Below are 16,310 nucleotides of genomic sequence, written 5' to 3' on the forward strand. Positions count from 1 at the left end.
ATCGGGAGGGACTCATCGTGGTATCCACACCACGATCGAGGCGCCGCGGCGTTGCCGCCGTCGCCTTGATCGCTGCCTTCGGGCTCGCTACCCCGGGCCAGGCAACAGCCGGCCCCCAAGCACAAGCCGGCCTGCGAGCAACTGCCGGCCTCCAAGCCCATCCGGCCCCCAAGGATCAGAGCGTCACGCTGATCACCGGCGACCGGGTCACCCTGCGCGGCGGCGACCCCACCCGCGCCATGATCCGGCCCGGCACCGGCCGGACCGACATCGCGTTCAACTCGTACCGGCTGAAGGACCAGTTGTACGTCGTACCGTCCGACGTCAGCGCGCGTCTGGCCGGCGGGAAGCTCGACAGCCGGCTGTTCGACGTGACCGGCCTGATCAAGGACGGGTACGGCGACACGCTGCCGCTGATCGTCACGTACAGCGGCAAGGCCCAGAAGCGAGCCGCGATACCGGGAGCGACCGTCTCGCGTCAGCTGCCCGTCATCAACGGCGCCGCACTGAAGGTCACCAAGGACTCGAAGGTCCTGGACGGGGCCGGTATCGACAAGATCTGGCTCGACGGCAAGCGCAAGGTCACGCTGGACCAGTCGGTGCCGCAGATCGGCGCACCGACCGCCTGGCAGGCGGGCTACACCGGCAAGGGCATCCCGGTCGCGGTGCTCGACACCGGGATCGACAAATCCCATCCCGACCTCGCGACCCAGGTTGTCGGCGGCAAGAACTTCACCGACTCCCCGGACGGCGACCACTTCGGCCACGGCACGCACGTCGCCTCGACGATCGCCGGAACGGCGGCCGCGTCGAGCGGCAAGTACAAGGGTGTGGCGCCGGACGCGCGACTGTACGACGGCAAGGTCTGTGACGACTTCGGCAGCTGCCCGGATTCCGCGATCCTGGCCGGCATGGAGTGGGCCGCGACCGAGATCAAGGCCAAGGTCGTCAACCTGAGCCTGGGTGGCACCGACACCCCGGGCATCGACCCGCTCGAGGAGGCCGTGAACCGGCTGACCGCGCAGACCGGCACGCTGTTCGTGATTGCCGCTGGCAACGAAGGCCCGGGGGAGCGGACCATCGGCTCGCCGGGTAGCGCGGACGCAGCGCTCACGGTCGGCGCGGTCGACAAGCAGAACCAGTTGGCCGACTTCTCCAGCCGCGGTCCGCGCGTCGGCGACGGCGCCGTGAAGCCGGACATCAGCGCGCCCGGTGTGTCGATCGTCGCCGCAAAGGCGAAGGACTCGATCATCGGCGAGCCGGTCGGCGAGGACTACCTGCGCCTCGACGGTACGTCGATGGCGACGCCGCACGTGGTCGGGTCGGCCGCGATCCTCGCGCAGGAACACCCGAACTGGAAGGCGGCCGAGCTCAAGGGCGCGCTCATGGGCTCGGCCAAGCCGGCCGCTGACCAGACCGCGTTCGAGCAGGGCGCCGGGCGGGTGGATGTTGCCAAGGGCATCAAGCAGACCGTGACCGCCGAGCCCGGCAACATCTCGTTCGGTACGGCGGTCTGGCCGCACGGCGACGACGCCCCGGTCACCAGGACCGTGACGTACCGCAACCTCAGCGACCAGCCGGTCACGCTCAACCTGGCCGCGTCGTTGAACGGCCCCGACGGCAGCCCCGCTCCGGCGGGCGCGCTCAAACTGAGTGCCACCACGGTCACCGTCCCGGCGGGCGGCACCGCCACCGTCCAGGCGACCTCGAACACCAAGCACGCCGGCCCGGACGGCATGTACTCCGGCCGCCTCACGGCGACCGCGGGAGACGTCAGCGTCACGTCGGCGATCGGTGTGGACAAGGAGAAGGAGAGCTACAGCCTCACCCTGAAGGCGATCGGTGCGGACGGAAAGCCGGCCCCGTTCGACGGCGTCCTGTCCGCGGTGGACCGGAACCTGTTCCAGTTCCTCAGCGACGGCACCGACACGCTCAAGCTGCGGTTGCTGAAGGGCGAGTACCTGGTGCAGAACAGCCAGTACGTCGAGCAGTCGGACGGCGATCTGGTCAGCTACGGGCTCGTACAGCCGTCGATCAAGCTCACCGGGGACACCACGGTGGTGTTCGACGCGCGGACGACGAAGCCGGTGAAGGTGACCGTGCCACAGGCCGGCGCGGAGGCCGCGCTCGCCGACATCGGATTCGACCGGAAATCCCCGGACGGCATGTACGGACTGAGCTACGCCAACTTGTCCTTCGGATTCGGCGGGATCTACACCGCGCAGGTGGGCTCCGCTGTGTTGCCGCAGGAGCAGTTCACCGGCCATGTCACGTCGCAGTGGGCGAAGCCGGACGCGAACGGCTCGTTCAACAACTCGCCGTACGTCGTCGGACAGGTCAACACGTTCCCCGGCGTGTTCCAGACCGGGTTCATCCGGAAGGTCAAGGCGAAGGACCAGGCCACGCTCCAGCAGACCGTCAACGCCACGAGCGACCGGGGGCACGAGCGGATTGTGTTCGGCAGCGGTCCGGGGATGAACGGCGGCTGGGCGGTAGGCCTCACGTACGGCAAGGCGCCGCTGACCACGACGGCGTACGTCGACGGCAAGCCGGCCACCTGGCAGACCGAGGTCGACGAGATCATCCCGAGCACGGATCCGGAGAACCCGTTCCCGGAGACGATCAGCCGGCTCATGTCGCCGTCGAAGGAGTACCGGGCCGGCAAGTCGTACCGCGAACGGTTCAACGCGGCGGCGTTCACGATGGCGCCGGACGCGGCGGTCCGGCAAGGGAACGGCCTGTTCGTGTCCGCCTACGGCCTTGCTGACGCGGACGGAAACGGCGGGTTCATCGCCACCGACTCCGAGTCCAGCAAGCTGATGCAGGACGGCAAGGTCGTCGCCGAGTCGCCGTTCTTCGGGTACGTCGAGGCGTCCGAGCTGCCTGCGGCAAAGACGACGTACACGCTGGTGTCGACGCAGACGCAGTCGAGGAGCCCGTTCGCCACCCGGACAGATCTGCGGTGGACGTTCAGTTCGGCCGCCACGTCTGCGGAGACCAGGCTGCCGCTGCTGGGCATCCGGTACCAGCCCACGGTGGACGATCACAACGTCACCGAGCGCAAGCCGATCACAGTTTTGCCTGTCGTGGTGGACGCGCAGGCTGGGCAGCGGTTGCCGGTGATCCGGAAGCTGACGGTCCAGGTGTCCGGTGACGGCGGTAAGACCTGGAAGAACGCCGCGGTCGCGCCGATCGGCCACGGCCGGTACAAGGCGATCTTCCCGACTCCGGCCGGAAAGAACGTCTCGCTGCGGTCGCACCTGGTCGACGGCGCCGGCAACGTCACGGACCTGACGGTCATCGGGTCGTACGCGATGCGCTGACGACGCAACCCCGGAGACCGGTTGCCGCGTTCTAGCAGTTGCGCAGACAACCGACTTTTGGGGTGAGGCAGTGAGTTCGAGAGCTACGCGCAGAGGAATGCCCGCGATCGCCGTCCTGGCGGTCGCGGGCCTTGCCGTCGGGGTGATGACACCCGCCCGTGCGACACCGGCCGCCCAGCCGTCCGCCCAGCCATCCGCCCGGGCGGCCGGGGGCAAGGACGTCAGCGTCACGCTGATCACCGGCGACCGAGTGGTCCTGGCCGGCGGAGACGCGACCAAGACGACGGTCCAGCCCGCGGCCGGCCGGGAGCACGTCGGCTTCAACACCTACCGGGTCCGGGACCACGCCTACGTGATCCCGGCCGACGTCTATCAAGCAGTCGGGGACGGGCGGATCGACCGCCGGCTGTTCGATGTCACCGAGCTGGTCAAGGACGGGTACGACGACGCGTCGACGAGCACCATCCCGGTGCTGACGACGTACGCCGGCACTGCGAAGCGCGCCGTACCGGCCGGAACGCGGGTCACGCGGCAGTTGCCGTCGATCAGCGGCGCGGCGATGAAGGTCAGCAAGAGCAACGCCAAGGCGTTCATGAGCTCGGCCGGGTTCAGCAAGCTGTGGCTGGACGGCAAGCGGAAGCTGCTGCTGGACCAGTCGGTGCCGCAGATCGGCGGACCGGTCGCGTGGCAGGCCGGGTACACCGGCAAGGGCGTGTCGGTCGCGGTGCTCGACACCGGTGTCGACGCGACCCATCCGGATCTCGCGACGCAGATCGCCGGGGAGAAGAACTTCACCGGTGAGTCGGCCGACGACCTGGTCGGCCACGGTACGCACGTCGCCTCGACGATCGCCGGCACCGGCGCCGCGTCGGGCGGACGCTACAAGGGCGTGGCGCCGGACGCGCGCATCTACGACGGCAAGATCTGCGAGGTCTGGGGTTGCGAGGACTCCGCGATCCTCGCCGGGATGGAGTGGGCCGCGAACGACGTCAAGGCGAAGATCGTCAACCTCAGCATCGGCGGCCGGGACACGCCCGAGCTCGACCCGGTCGAGGAAGCCGTGAACCGGCTGACGGCGCAGTCCGGCACGTTGTTCGTGATTGCCGCCGGCAACGAAGGCTCGGGGGACGGGACGATCAGCTCGCCCGGCAGCGCGGACGCGGCGCTGACGGTCGGCAACGTGACCAAGCAGGATCAGCTCAACCCGACGTCGAGCCGCGGGCCGCGGGTCGGCGACAGCGCGCTGAAGCCGGACGTGACCGCGCCGGGCACGGACATCGTGGCGGCGAAGTCGAAGGACTCCTCGATCGGCGAACCGGTCGGCGACAAGTACCTGCGGCTTTCCGGTACGTCGATGGCGACGCCGCACACCGCCGGCGCTGCCGCGATTCTGCTGCAGGAGCATCCGACCTGGACGCCGGCCGAGCTGAAGGCGGCCCTGATGGGTTCGGCGAAGGTCGCGGCCGGCCAGACGTCGTTCCAGCAGGGCGCCGGGCGGATCGACCTGACGACCGCGATCAAGCAGAGTGTGGTGAGTCTGCCCGGCGGCGTGTCGTTCGGGAAAGCGGCGTACCCGCACTCCGACGACCAGCCGGTCACGCGCGACGTGACGTTCCGGAACCTGGGCGACGCGGCCGTCACGCTGTCGCTGACGTCGGTGCTGAACGGGCCTGACGGTGCAACGGCTCCGGCTGGTGCGCTGAAGCTGAGCGCCGACTCGGTGACCGTCCCAGCCGGTGGTACGGCGTCTGTGCAGGCGACGTCGGATACCGCACTCGGCGGTGCGGACGGGCTGTACAGCGGTCGGATCACGGCCACCGGGGGCGGTCAGACGGTCGTCGTACCGGTGGGGGTGGACAAGGAAGGTCCGACGTACAACCTGACGGTCAAGCTGATCCGGCCCGACGGTGCACCGGACCCGGACTACCCGATGTCGCTCACCGGCGTCGACAACGACAAGCACGAGATGTATTCGCCGGACGAGACCGGGACGGTGACGCTCAGGCTGCCGCAGGGCGAGTACATGGTCGACCAGTTCCAGGAGTTCGAGCGTGGACCGGAGGACTGGATCTTCTTCATCCTGGCCGCGCCCAGCGTGAAGCTCACCTCGGACCAGACGGTCGTCCTGGATGCGCGGAAGGCGAAGCCGGTCACCACGTCCGTGCCGAAGGCCGACGCGAAGCAGGCGAACTCGGACATCGGCTTCGACCGCCAGATCAAGGACGGTACGTACATGTACTCCGCGGGCGGTTTCCTGTCCGGGAAGATGTACACGTACAGCGCCGGGCGGCAGTTGTCCGCGGCCGAACTGACCGGGCATGTCACGTCCCAGTGGGGTGTGCCGGGTGCGGACGGGTTCTTCACGAACACGCCGTACCTGTACGGGATCGCGAACTACTTCCCAGGCGAGTTCCCCACCGGCTTCGACCGGCAGGTGAAGCAGTCCGACCTCGCGACCGTGGACGCCACGGTCAACGCGACCGCGGATGTCCGGGTGTTCAAGATGCTCTCCCCGGTGATGCCCGACGGTGGTGGCGGCTGGGCTCGGGTCATCCGCCTCGACGTACCGCGGACGATCCGGTACTACCTCGACGACACGCAGTACGGCTGGTCCGGCGTGACCGAGGAGGACACGGACGGCGGGGACTTCCCGTTGCCGAAGTGGCGCCTGGAGGGGAAGCCGGTGCTGTACAAGGCCGGCCGGTCCTACACCGAACGGTGGAACGCGGCCACGTTCGTGCCGTCGGTGTACGCCGCGACTCGGTCGGGGAGCCGGCTGAACATCGCGCTGTACGGCCTCACCGACGCGGACGGGCACGCCGGGTTCATCACCAGGACGTCGGCGAGTACGAAGCTGTACCGCGACGGGACCGAGATCGGGGCCACGCCGTACTTCGGCGACATCGACGTCGCGGACCTGCCTGCCGGTAAGGCGTCGTACAAGCTGGTCACGACCGGCACACAGGCGCTGTGGCCGTTCTCCACGCGGGTCGATCTGGAAGTGACGTTCACGTCGTCGGCGGACCGGACGAGCGTTCCGATCCACACGGTCGCGTTCCGGCCGGAGCTGGACGGGAACAACACGATGGAACGCAAGCCGGTCACCGTCCTGCCTTACGAGGTCAAGGGCGGTGCGGTGGCGAGGGTGAAGATCGAGTACTCCGGTGACGCCGGAGCGACCTGGCGTCAGGCGCCGGTTGCCGGCGGCAAGGCGGTCTTCCCGACGCCGGCCGGCAAGACCGTCTCGCTGCGCTCCACCGCGACGGACGCGGCCGGGAACAGCACGACGCAAACCGTGATCGCCGCCTACAGCCTGCGGTGAGAACAGCAGAACGGCCCCCGGGACACATCCCGGGGGCCGTTCTGTCAGGTGTTGTCAGCCGATCAGGCCGAGGTCCTTCACGGCGTCGCGCTCCTCGCCGAGCTCGGCGGTCGAGGCGTCGATCTTGCCGCGGGAGAACTCGTTGATCTCCAGGCCCTGGACGATCTTCCAGTTGCCGTCCTTCGTGGTCACCGGGAACGACGAGATCAGGCCTTCCGGTACGTCGTACGAACCGTCGGAGACGACCGCCATCGACAGCCAGTCACCCTCGGCCGAGCCCTTCAGCCAGTCGCGGGTGTGGTCGATGGTGGCGGCCGCGGCGGAGGCCGCCGACGACGCGCCGCGGGCCTCGATGATCGCGGCGCCGCGCTTCTGCACGGTCGGCAGGAACTCGTTCTCCAGCCAGGCCTGGTCGTTGACGACCTCGGCCGCGTTCTTGCCGGCCACCTCGGCGTGGAAGATGTCCGGGTACTGCGTCGCGGAGTGGTTGCCCCAGATCGTGAGCTTCTTCAGGTCGGTGACGTGCGTGCCGGTCTTCTTCGCCAGCTGCGCCAGGGCCCGGTTGTGGTCCAGCCGGGTCAGCGCCGAGAACCGCTCGGCCGGGATGTCCGGCGCGTTGCTCTTCGCGATCAGCGCGTTGGTGTTCGCCGGGTTGCCGGTCACGGTGATCCGGATGTCGTCGGCGGCGTGGTCGTTCAGCGCCTTGCCCTGGACGGTGAAGATCGCGCCGTTCGCCTCCAGCAGATCGCCGCGCTCCATCCCCTTGGTCCGCGGCCGCGCGCCCACCAGCAGCGCGACGTTGACCCCGTCGAACACGACGTTCGGGTCGTCGCCGATCTCGATACCGGCGAGTGTCGGGAAGGCGGAGTCCTCGAGCTCCATCACGACCCCCTCGAGCGCCTTCAGCGCCGGGGTGATCTCCAGCAGCCGCAGCTCCACCGGCGTGTCCGGCCCGAGCAGCGCGCCGCTCGCGATCCGGAACAGCAGGCTGTAACCGATATTCCCTGCGGCCCCGGTAACGGCCACCTTCACCGGTGTAGTGCTCACGACATGCTCCTAGCTCATCCGATTGTGTGCTTCGGACGCTAGCAAGCCAGGTGTCGCAGCCCAACGCTGGGGCACCGCCGACTTGCTCACATCAACTTTGAGAACCCACCAACCGTTTTGCCCGCGGCCGAACGGTTGGTGGGTTCTCAAAGATGGGAGCATGTGCGCGTGGAGCGACGGACTGGTTCGGGGATGGCTTCTGTTGAGGCTCAGGGGGACGGGACGTTTGTTCTGCGGGTCGACGGGTCGCCGCAGTCGCAGGTGGATCTGGCGGATCCGGAGAACCTGTCGTTCGAGTACATGCGGCGGATCGGTGACGTCGTTGATGCCGTCGCGCCGCGGCGGCAGCCGGTTGCGGTGGCGCATGTCGGCGGGGCCGCGCTGAGTTTGCCGCGGTACGTCGCTGTGACGCGGCCCCGGTCGCGCCAGATCGTGCTCGAACCGGACGAGGATCTGACCGAGTTCGTCCGCGAGACGTTGCCGTTGCCGAAGCGGTCCGGAATCAAGGTGCGGCCAGTCACGGGGCGGGCAGGGATCACCGAGCTGTACGACGACTCGATGGATCTGGTGATCCTGGATGCGTTCGAGCACGAGTCGGTGCCGGCGAATCTGGTGACGGCGGAGTTCTTCGCGGAGTGTGCTCGGGTGCTGCGGCCGACGGGCGTGCTCGTCGCGAACCTGATCGACGGGAAGGCGGGGCTGCCGTTTATCCGGCGTACGGCGGCGACGGTACGGGACGTGGTCGGCGCGGGCGTCGTGCTCGCGGAGCGGAAGATCCTGCGGGGCAAGGGATTCGGGAACGTCATTATTGTGGCGTCGCCGCAGCCCGTGCCCGATCTGACGGCTGCGGGGCGGCGGGCGCAACCGCCGTACGACGTGATGCCTTTGCAGGAGCTTGCCGGGAAAGCGGCGCCGCTGACCGACGCGGAAGGCTTCGTCACGCCGCGGGCGCCGGCCTCAGTCTTCCGGACCTGACCCGCGCGGAGCTGCCCGGCGCGCGGCCGACCCGCGCGGAGTTCACCGGCGCGCGGCCGACCCGCGCGGAGTTCACCGGCGCGGAGGTCACCGGCGCGCGGCCGGTCCGGTCTCGTGCGGTGGCGAGGCGGTCTATGGCGTTGGCGACTGCGGAGCGCTCGGCGGGTGTTGCGCCGACCGAGCGGACGAGGTGGTCGAGGCGGTCCCGGCCGGGGAGTCGGGTGCCTTGGAGCCAGGCCTGAATCGTCGCCCGCGGGATCCCGGTCTGCTGCTCGAGCGCTCGCAAGGACCGCGGCCGGGCTAGCGCCGCTAGCGCGACTCCCAGGTCTTCGAGGTCCTGCACGTTCTCCAGCAGGCCGACGATGTCGCGCGGGTCGCGGCTCGCCTGCTGCCAGCGCCGGTGCCACACCGGCAGCAGATCCGTCGGGACTCCACAGCCGGTGAGATAGGCGGCGGCCACCTCCCAGGTCGGGAGGTGCTTGCCGCTCGTCGCACGGATCAAATGCGGATGCGAGTAGTGCGCGCGGTCTGCTAATTGGCGATAGCTCAGACCCGCCTGACGACGTACCCGATCCAAGGCGGCAGCGAAAGCAGCGACATCCTCCACGTGTTCAAACATAACTCAACATGTTTCAACAGATCAAGGCCGGTTAGGCTGGTGCCTGTGTCCGTCGCAAAGGTTGCCGCCCTGGCCTACTACCCGGTGAAGGGCCTTGCCGGGATCTCCGTCGAATCCGCCGAGGTCGGACCGACCGGTCTGCTGCACGACCGGTTGTTCATGCTGGTCCAGCCGGACGGGTCGTTCCTCAGTCAGCGCAAGCTGCCCGCGATGGCCACGCTGCGCGCCGAACTCGCCGGCGACGCGCTCCGGCTCTCGGCGCCCGGCGCCCCGGACCTCGAGGTCGAGATCCGGTACGACGGGAAGCGGCGGGACGTCAGCCTGTTCGAGAAATGGTTCGGGCAGGGCATCGTGCAGGACCCGGCCGCGGACGAGTGGTTCACCGCGCGCCTCGGTGCGCCGGCGGCCCTGGTTCGCGTGACGCCCGAGCACGAACGCCCCGGATGGGGCGCGCATCGCGGACTGACCGGATTCGGTGACGCGCATGCCTTGATGATCACGTCGCAGGCGTCACTCGACGGGCTGAACGCGCGCATCGTGGAACACGGCGGAAACGCGATTCCGATGAACCGTTTCCGGCCGAACATCGTCGTGTCCGGGTGGCCCGAGCCGCACACCGAGGACAAGGTGCTCCGGATGACCGCCGGCGCGGTGCAGATCGGGTACTCCGCGCGCGGGATCCGCTGCGCGGTGCCGACCGTGGACCAGGCCACCGGCTCCAAGTCCGGGCCGGAGCCGACCCGGACGCTGGCGACGTACCGGCGGGAACCCGCCTACGGCGGCGGGGTGAGCTTCGGCGTCAAGGGCGCAGTACTTGCCCCTGGCAACATCCGGGTGGGGGACGAGATCACTGTCCAGGAATGGATCCCGGACGGCACCGACCCCGGCCCGGACCGCCGCTAGCAGTTGCTGTCAGCAGCCGACGCGGTAGCGGCCGGTGACCGCCGTGTAGGTGCAGGTGTCGAAGGTCTTGCCGGCCGGGGTCTGGAAGCGGGCGGTGTCGCCGGTGTTGTTCCAGATGTACCAGCTCTGGTTCCAGTACAGCGTGAGTGCGCGGTTCCGGTTCTTGCCGGTGCGGACGATGACGGTCGACCGGCCCGGGAGCACGTAGCCGCGCGGGAACACGAACAGGTGGTTGGCGGCGTCCAGAACGCGGAAACCGGCCAGGTTGATCGGCCGCGAGCTGATGTTGCGCACGGTGAAGAACTCGTTGTTCAGCTGGGCGTTGGTGCGGACGTCCGCGCCCGGCGGGTCGTACTGGATACCGCTCAGGACGACAGTGATCGCCGCATCGGCCGGCAGTGGTGCGAGAGCCGCCGTACCGGCCAGCACCAGGGCGGCCGTGGCGGCGGAAAAGAGCGCGCGAAAGCGTCGTACGAACAAAGGAATGTCCCCCTGGGCAGTGGGCCGAATTCCCCCGGCCCGATGAGTGCATGCTGCCGGTCCCCCCGGCGGTCGCACGCTATCCGTCACGCTCCGTACTCGTCAAGCCCTCAAGCAAGGCTCGTCGCGACGCCGTGCTCGAGGAGCGCGACGCGGTCCTCCAGCCCGGCGTCACGGAACGCAGCGATGAACTGCTCCGGGCCCTCGCTGAAGTGCGCCCAGCCTTCGGTGTGGACCGGGACGATCGTGGCCGTGTCGAGCAGACGGGCCGCCTCGACCGCGTCCGCCGAGGTCAGAGTGAGGTTGGCGCCGTCCAGCAGTGTGGTGCGCGCGGCGCCCGCGAACAGGACCGCGACGTCGATCGGCGCGAACCGGTCGGCGATCTCCTTGACCAGACCGAGCGAGGCGTTGTCGCCGGAGACGTAGACGGTCGGGAGTCCGTCGCCCTGCAGGACGAATCCCGTGACCACGCCGAGGACCTCCTCCGCGCCTTCCGGGCCGTGCAGCGCCGGTACGCCGGTCACTGTGATCACGCCGCCGTCCGGCCGGGGCAGATCGATCGACTCCCAGTTCTTCAGCCCGCGAACGTCGGGGATGCGGACGGCCGCGCCGGGGGTCGAGAGGACGGTCGGAATGGATTGGAGCAGCGCCCGGCCGGCGTCGTCGAGGTTGTCCTTGTGCTCGTCGTGCGAGACCAGCGCCACGTCGATCGGGCCGAGCTCCGCGGCCGGGATCGCCGGGCCGGTCAGCTTGGTCATCACCCGGCCCGGGAGCTGGTAGTCGCGGGGCTCGTCGAACGCCGGGTCGATCAGGAACGTGAGGCCGCCGAGGTCGAGGACGGCGGTCGGGCCGCCGATGTGCGTGATCTTCATGACCACGATCCTCCGGTCTGACGGTCCGTCTCACCATTGGCCCGCGAGTCATAGTTCCTGAAGATCGGGCCATACTGTTCTCATGCGTACTGTCGCGGTCCTCGCGTATCCCGGGATGAGCCCGTTCCACCTGTCCGTGCCGTGCCTGGTGCTCGGCGAACGCCGCGGGCTGCCGGCGCGGTACGACGTACGCGTCTGTGCGGAGGAGCCGGGATCGTTCGCCACCAGCGCCGGGTTCGGGATCACGGTGGATCACGGTCTCGAGGTGATGGAGCGGGCCGATGTCGTGGTGCTCCCGAGTTGGGAGCCCGGTCTGGTCGCGTCCGACGTACTGCTGGACGCGATCCGGCGGGCACACGCGCGGGGAGCGATGGTGGTCGGGCTGTGCCTCGGGGCGTTCCTGGTGGCGGAGAGCGGGCTCGCCGAAGGACGCGAAGTGGTCACGCATTGGCGCTTCGCCGACGAGCTGCGGTCGCGGTATCCGGACCTGAAGGTGCGCGCCGACGTGCTGTGGTCGGATCAGGGGGACGTCGTCACATCGGCCGGTACGGCGGCCTCGCTGGACTGCTGCCTGCACCTGGTACGCACGCAGCACGGGGTCGAGATGGCTGAGAAGGTTGCCCGGGACATCGTGGTGGCACCCCATCGGAGCGGGTCGCAGGCGCAGTACATCCCGGTGCCGGTGCCGCCGGACCCCGCCGACGACCTGATCGAGAAGGCGATGGTGTGGGCGCGGGCACGGCTCGACCAGCCGGTATCCCTCGACGAGTGGGCGGGAGCGGTGGCGATGTCACGGCGTACGTTCACTCGGCAGTTCCGGGCGCGGACCGGGAGCTCGGGACAGGCGTGGTTGTTGCAGCAGCGGCTGGACCGGGCGCGGTTGTTGCTTGAGACAACGGACCTGTCGGTCGAGCGGGTGGCGGCGGAGAGCGGGTTCGGGAGCAGCGATGCGCTGCGGCACCACTTCCACGGGTTGCTCGGTACGACGCCGCAGCGGCATCGGCAGGAGTTCTACAGCGAGAGCAAGATGTAGATCACCGGCGCGGCGAACGTGATCAGCAGGATCCAGGCCATCATCCGGTGCGCCGGCTTGCCGCGATCGAGCGACGACGCGAAGTAGAGCACGGCGCCTTCCTCGGTATGGCGGCTCAGCCCCATCCGCTTGGCCTGCTCGGGCCGCGGATCCGGCCGCTCCTCGGCGAACGCCTCCGGATGAATCCCGAAATGCGCCGGCTCCGCCCGATCCACATCATCCCGCTCAAACATCCAACCTCCCGCAGGCCGGTGGACCAGGTCCCTCACCCCCATGATCCCACTCCCGGCCCAATTCACGCGCCTCCGGGGAGCCGAGCGACGGCGGGGACTGCGAACAGGCGCTGGTGACCGGGAACAGGCAATACCAGGTCCCGACCCACCATCACCTGTCACACGACCGCAGCGGGCTGCTCGACACCTACGAGAAGTTCGCCACCCAGGCCTTGCGGTCGGTGTAGCCGAGGCAACCGATCAAGACCGGGAACGTGCACCGCTTCGCGGAGCCGAGGCCGACGCCGAGCGTCGTCAGGTTGCAGTTCAGAACCGTGCTGCGGGCGCTCGACATCAGCCTGTCGTAGGCCTGCTGCGCGGTCATCTTGTCGCCGCCTGCTCCCACTTGGGACCCGTCGGGATCGTCCATACCGCTGCCGGTCTTGGCGCGACTGCCTGCGGTCGCCTCGGCACTGTCGGTGAGGCTCGGGTCTTCCTTCAGGCGGGCGCAACCGTTGTTCACGCGGGCGTTGTCGATCAGGTCGAACAGTTGCTGCTCGTCCGCGTTCATGCCGCCGTCGACCGGTGGTGGTGGCGGTGTGGTTGTAGTGGTCTTGGTCGGCGTGGGGGTGGGGACTGTGCGGCCCGGGGAGGTTGGGGCGGTGGTGGGCTGCGTTGTCGGGGCCGAGGTCGGTGCGGTGGTGGGGGTCTTGGAGGACTTGGTGGTGGGGGAGTCGGTCGGGGTGTTGGTCGGAGTGCTCGACGGAGTTGTCGAGGGGGTTTCCGACGGGGTGCTGGTGGGGGTGGCCGTGGGGGTCGCCGTTGGCGGGACGGTGACTCGGGCCGAGGGGGTTGCGACGGCTGCCTTGGTGGTGGGGGTGATGTAGGTGTCGTCGGTGCGGGTGACGATCGGGATGGATGCGTCTGCCTCGTCGTTCTGCGGCTGGTGCAGCAGGATCCACGAGATCGGCGTGATCACCAGCAGGACAGAAGCAATGGCGATCACCGTACGGCGGCCACGAGCCGACCGCCCAGCCACCGCCGACCGCGCCGCGGTCCGCCGTCCCGGCCGAGAACCACCAGACCCAGAACCACCAGGACCAGAACCGCCAGACCTGCCCGGCCCCGAGGTCCCACGCCCGCCGCCGGAGGCACCAGCGGCAGCAACATGCTCGGTCCCCGAGTCGGTCCCACCGACCCCAGACCCAGCACCCGCGTACGCCGCCGCACCACCACCTGCACCAGCCACGCCCCCATCCACACGATCCCCGCCGAACGCGCTCTCACCAACGCGGGACGAGCTCGCGCCAACGCCGAACGCGCTCTCGCCGACGCCGGACGTCCTCGCGCGGGTCGAGTCCACACGATCCGCGCCGGAGGTGCTCGCGCTAACGCCGAACGCGCTCTCGCCAACCCTGGATGTGCTTGCGCCCGCGGCCACACCGGATTCGCGGACGCCGAACGCCCCGGCGGCTGCGCCTGTACCGGCGGTGCCGAACGTGCTCTCGCCGACGCCGGACTTGCTCGCTCCGGCGGCGTTCACTCCGGATTCGCCGGCGCCGAACGTGCTCGCGGCTGTGCCGGTGCCTGCAGTTGTGGTGTCGAAGGCGGTTTCGGGTGCTTCGGGGCGGGGCGTTGGGCGGCGGGTGGCGGCTGCGGCGAGGTCGTCTGCGGCTGAGCGGGTGCTTGCGTCAGCTGCACGTCCCGAGGCGGTGCCCAGGGAGGCCCAGTCGTCGGCGGCTCGGCGGGAGGACCAGGTGCCGGCGGTTTCGCCGGGCGGTGCCGGCGCCGGCGCTGGGGTCTCCGTTCGGCCGGCTGCACGGCGTGCGCGCGTGGGTGGTTCGGGGTCGGTGCCTGCGATCGACTGGTCGACCCACGACGGCGTACCACCAGCAGGCCGCCGGCTTCCGAGACCCGGCTCCTCGGAGGGCCGAGTAGGCAGACCGGAGCTGGTGTCGGGAGCGGTGTAGCTGGGCAGGGCGCCGCGCGGGGCGTACTGCGGCGTGGCCGGACGTGACTGGTTGCCGCCGGCCCAGAACGGGGACTCGCTGGACGTGGCGCCCTTCGGCGCGCTCGCCCAGAACGGGGACTCGTCGCTGGTCCGCGGCGCGTAGCGCGGCGGTTCGGGTGGTGCGGGCGGGGTGGTTTCCGCGGGCGGAGTGGGCCGGTTGCCGGACCGCGACGAACGGGAGGCCGCTCGGGTCGCTTTCCTGCGTGGTTTGTACCGGCCGTTGCCGGACTCGGACATTATTTCGTTGTTCCCTTCGAAGTCGCGCCCCCACGACGTGCCTCGTCAGCTCGAGACGCCTCACACGTCGTCTCACCGGAGCCCCCCAGGACCGTCCGGCACCATGACAAGGATCGATCTACCCGCCGGGACCGGCGGTGAACCGGCCGGACATTGTGGCGCTGGAACAACGTTCTGCCCACTCTCGGTGTTCTGGACACGATGACAACCACGATGGCTCCCCGGTCTCAGCTTCTGCCGAAGTCCTGGACCCAGCTGCCTGGTCCCCAGTCCGATCGCACCTGGCCCGGGTCGTACCCGACGCCGATCGTCGTGAACCGGCAGTTCAGGATGTTCTTGCGGTGCCCGTCGCTCTGCATCCAGGCGGCGACCACCTTCTGTGCACTGTCGTAGCCGGCCGCGATGTTTTCGCCCCAACTCGACCCGCGGTACCCGGCGGCCGCCATCCGATCGCCCGGGTCCTGTCCGTCGGGATTCGTGTGGTCCATGTAGTGCCTGCGGACCATGTCCGACGCGTGCCTGCCGGCGGCCTCGACGAGTGCGCTGTCCAGCCGGAGCGGGCCGCAGCCCTGCTGTTCACGGATCTGGTTGGTGTACTCGAGGACCTGCCGCTCCTGCGTGTTCGTCCCGCCGCCACCGGCCGGCGGCTCCGGTGTGTCGCTCGGCGTCGGGTCGGTGGACCGCGTCTTGGTCGGCGTCCGAGTCGGCGTTCGCGTCGGGGTCCGTGTCGGTGTCGTACTCGCGGTCTTCGTCGGCTTGCCGGCCTGGGTCCGGGTGGTGCGCGGCGTCGTCGGCGGCACCGTCACGGTGGTCACGCCGACGGTCGGCGCCGTCGGCGTGGTGAGCACGTTGCTCGGTGTGTCGCTCGACGTACCTGGGCTCGTCGGGGTCGCGGAAGAGGACGCGGCCGCGCCGAAAGCCGGCGTACCGAGGACTGCTGTGGTCGTGCGGCCGTCCGGCAAGGTCTTCGTGACGGTCATCAGCGGCGTGCCGGCCGTCGTACCCTCGACCGCCGATCGGCCGTCGACGCGGGTGCCGTCGGAGACGTACTGGACCCTGGCGGCGTCGTCGACCCGGTTGGTGTCGCGAGACATCAGCCAGACCACCGGTCCGATCGCGACCAGGACCGAGAGCGCGCTGACGACAGGGCCGACCAGGCCACGGCTCCGCCGGGGAGCTCGTCTACTGCCGCGGTGCCGCCGGGGGGTAGGCGAATCCGTCATGGGATGGGCGAATCCTCTTCGTTTTTCGTACCGAGTTGCGCGTCGTTCCCCGT

12 protein-coding genes are annotated in these 16,310 nt (G+C 69.4%); 5 read left to right on the forward strand and 7 right to left on the reverse strand.

Translation table 11 applies throughout. The features are described from left to right. Window positions 1-17: 17 nt before the first annotated feature. Together EV651_RS11610 and EV651_RS11615 are read left to right on the forward strand one after the other, a co-directional pair. Window positions 18-3,323, forward strand: coding sequence for a S8 family serine peptidase (locus EV651_RS11610; protein WP_133785022.1), 3,306 nt, complete (start codon window positions 18-20; stop codon window positions 3,321-3,323). Between the two features lie 70 nt (window positions 3,324-3,393). Next, on the forward strand, window positions 3,394-6,645 hold the full coding sequence (locus tag EV651_RS11615) for a S8 family serine peptidase (protein ID WP_238156816.1): 3,252 nt from the start codon (window positions 3,394-3,396) through the stop codon (window positions 6,643-6,645). A 54-nt stretch (window positions 6,646-6,699) separates the two neighbouring features. Here EV651_RS11615 and EV651_RS11620 read toward each other — a convergent pair whose 3' ends face one another. Then, complete coding sequence (locus EV651_RS11620; RefSeq protein ID WP_133785024.1) at window positions 6,700-7,692, reverse strand: malate dehydrogenase; 993 nt, start codon at window positions 7,690-7,692, stop codon at window positions 6,700-6,702. Between the two features lie 192 nt (window positions 7,693-7,884). On the opposite strand from EV651_RS11620, the gene EV651_RS11625 reads away from it, so the two are divergent. After that, window positions 7,885-8,667 carry a spermidine synthase gene (locus EV651_RS11625; protein ID WP_238156817.1) on the forward strand — a complete coding sequence of 261 codons (783 nt, stop codon included), beginning with the start codon at window positions 7,885-7,887 and terminating at the stop codon, window positions 8,665-8,667. Here the strand turns inward: EV651_RS11625 and EV651_RS11630 are convergent. Next, window positions 8,630-9,274, reverse strand: a complete 645-nt coding sequence (locus tag EV651_RS11630) for a helix-turn-helix transcriptional regulator (protein WP_166658584.1) — start codon at window positions 9,272-9,274, stop codon at window positions 8,630-8,632. The genes EV651_RS11625 and EV651_RS11630 overlap by 38 nt on opposite strands. Window positions 9,275-9,331: 57 nt before the next feature. Between EV651_RS11630 and EV651_RS11635 the strand changes: the two genes are divergently transcribed. Continuing rightward, window positions 9,332-10,189: an MOSC domain-containing protein gene (locus EV651_RS11635; protein ID WP_133785030.1), complete on the forward strand. Its 858-nt coding sequence runs from the start codon at window positions 9,332-9,334 to the stop codon at window positions 10,187-10,189. A 9-nt stretch (window positions 10,190-10,198) separates the two neighbouring features. Here EV651_RS11635 and EV651_RS11640 read toward each other — a convergent pair whose 3' ends face one another. Then, on the reverse strand, window positions 10,199-10,669 hold the full coding sequence (locus tag EV651_RS11640; RefSeq protein ID WP_133785032.1) for a lamin tail domain-containing protein: 471 nt from the start codon (window positions 10,667-10,669) through the stop codon (window positions 10,199-10,201). A gap of 110 nt (window positions 10,670-10,779) precedes the next feature. After that, window positions 10,780-11,541 carry an MBL fold metallo-hydrolase gene (locus tag EV651_RS11645; protein ID WP_133785034.1) on the reverse strand — a complete coding sequence of 254 codons (762 nt, stop codon included), beginning with the start codon at window positions 11,539-11,541 and terminating at the stop codon, window positions 10,780-10,782. Between the two features lie 82 nt (window positions 11,542-11,623). On the opposite strand from EV651_RS11645, the gene EV651_RS11650 reads away from it, so the two are divergent. Continuing rightward, on the forward strand, window positions 11,624-12,574 hold the full coding sequence (locus EV651_RS11650; protein WP_133785036.1) for a GlxA family transcriptional regulator: 951 nt from the start codon (window positions 11,624-11,626) through the stop codon (window positions 12,572-12,574). Here EV651_RS11650 and EV651_RS11655 read toward each other — a convergent pair. The 3 genes from EV651_RS11655 to EV651_RS11665 all read right to left on the reverse strand — a co-directional run bounded on the left by EV651_RS11655 (window position 12,553) and on the right by EV651_RS11665 (window position 16,257). Further along, window positions 12,553-12,807: a hypothetical protein gene (locus EV651_RS11655; RefSeq protein WP_133785038.1), complete on the reverse strand. Its 255-nt coding sequence runs from the start codon at window positions 12,805-12,807 to the stop codon at window positions 12,553-12,555. The two genes, EV651_RS11650 and EV651_RS11655, sit on opposite strands and share 22 nt — an antisense overlap. 187 nt (window positions 12,808-12,994) lie before the next feature. After that, a complete protein-coding gene (locus EV651_RS42320; protein ID WP_238156818.1) occupies window positions 12,995-15,034 on the reverse strand; it encodes a hypothetical protein in 2,040 nt (679 codons plus the stop codon). Between the two features lie 227 nt (window positions 15,035-15,261). After that, window positions 15,262-16,257 (reverse strand): CAP domain-containing protein, encoded by a 996-nt coding sequence (locus tag EV651_RS11665; RefSeq protein ID WP_133785040.1) that lies wholly within the window; start codon window positions 16,255-16,257, stop codon window positions 15,262-15,264. Between the last annotated feature and the right edge of the window lie 53 nt (window positions 16,258-16,310).

Source organism: Kribbella sp. VKM Ac-2571, from assembly GCF_004362255.1.
GTDB classification, from domain to species: Bacteria; Actinomycetota; Actinomycetes; order Propionibacteriales; family Kribbellaceae; genus Kribbella; species Kribbella pratensis.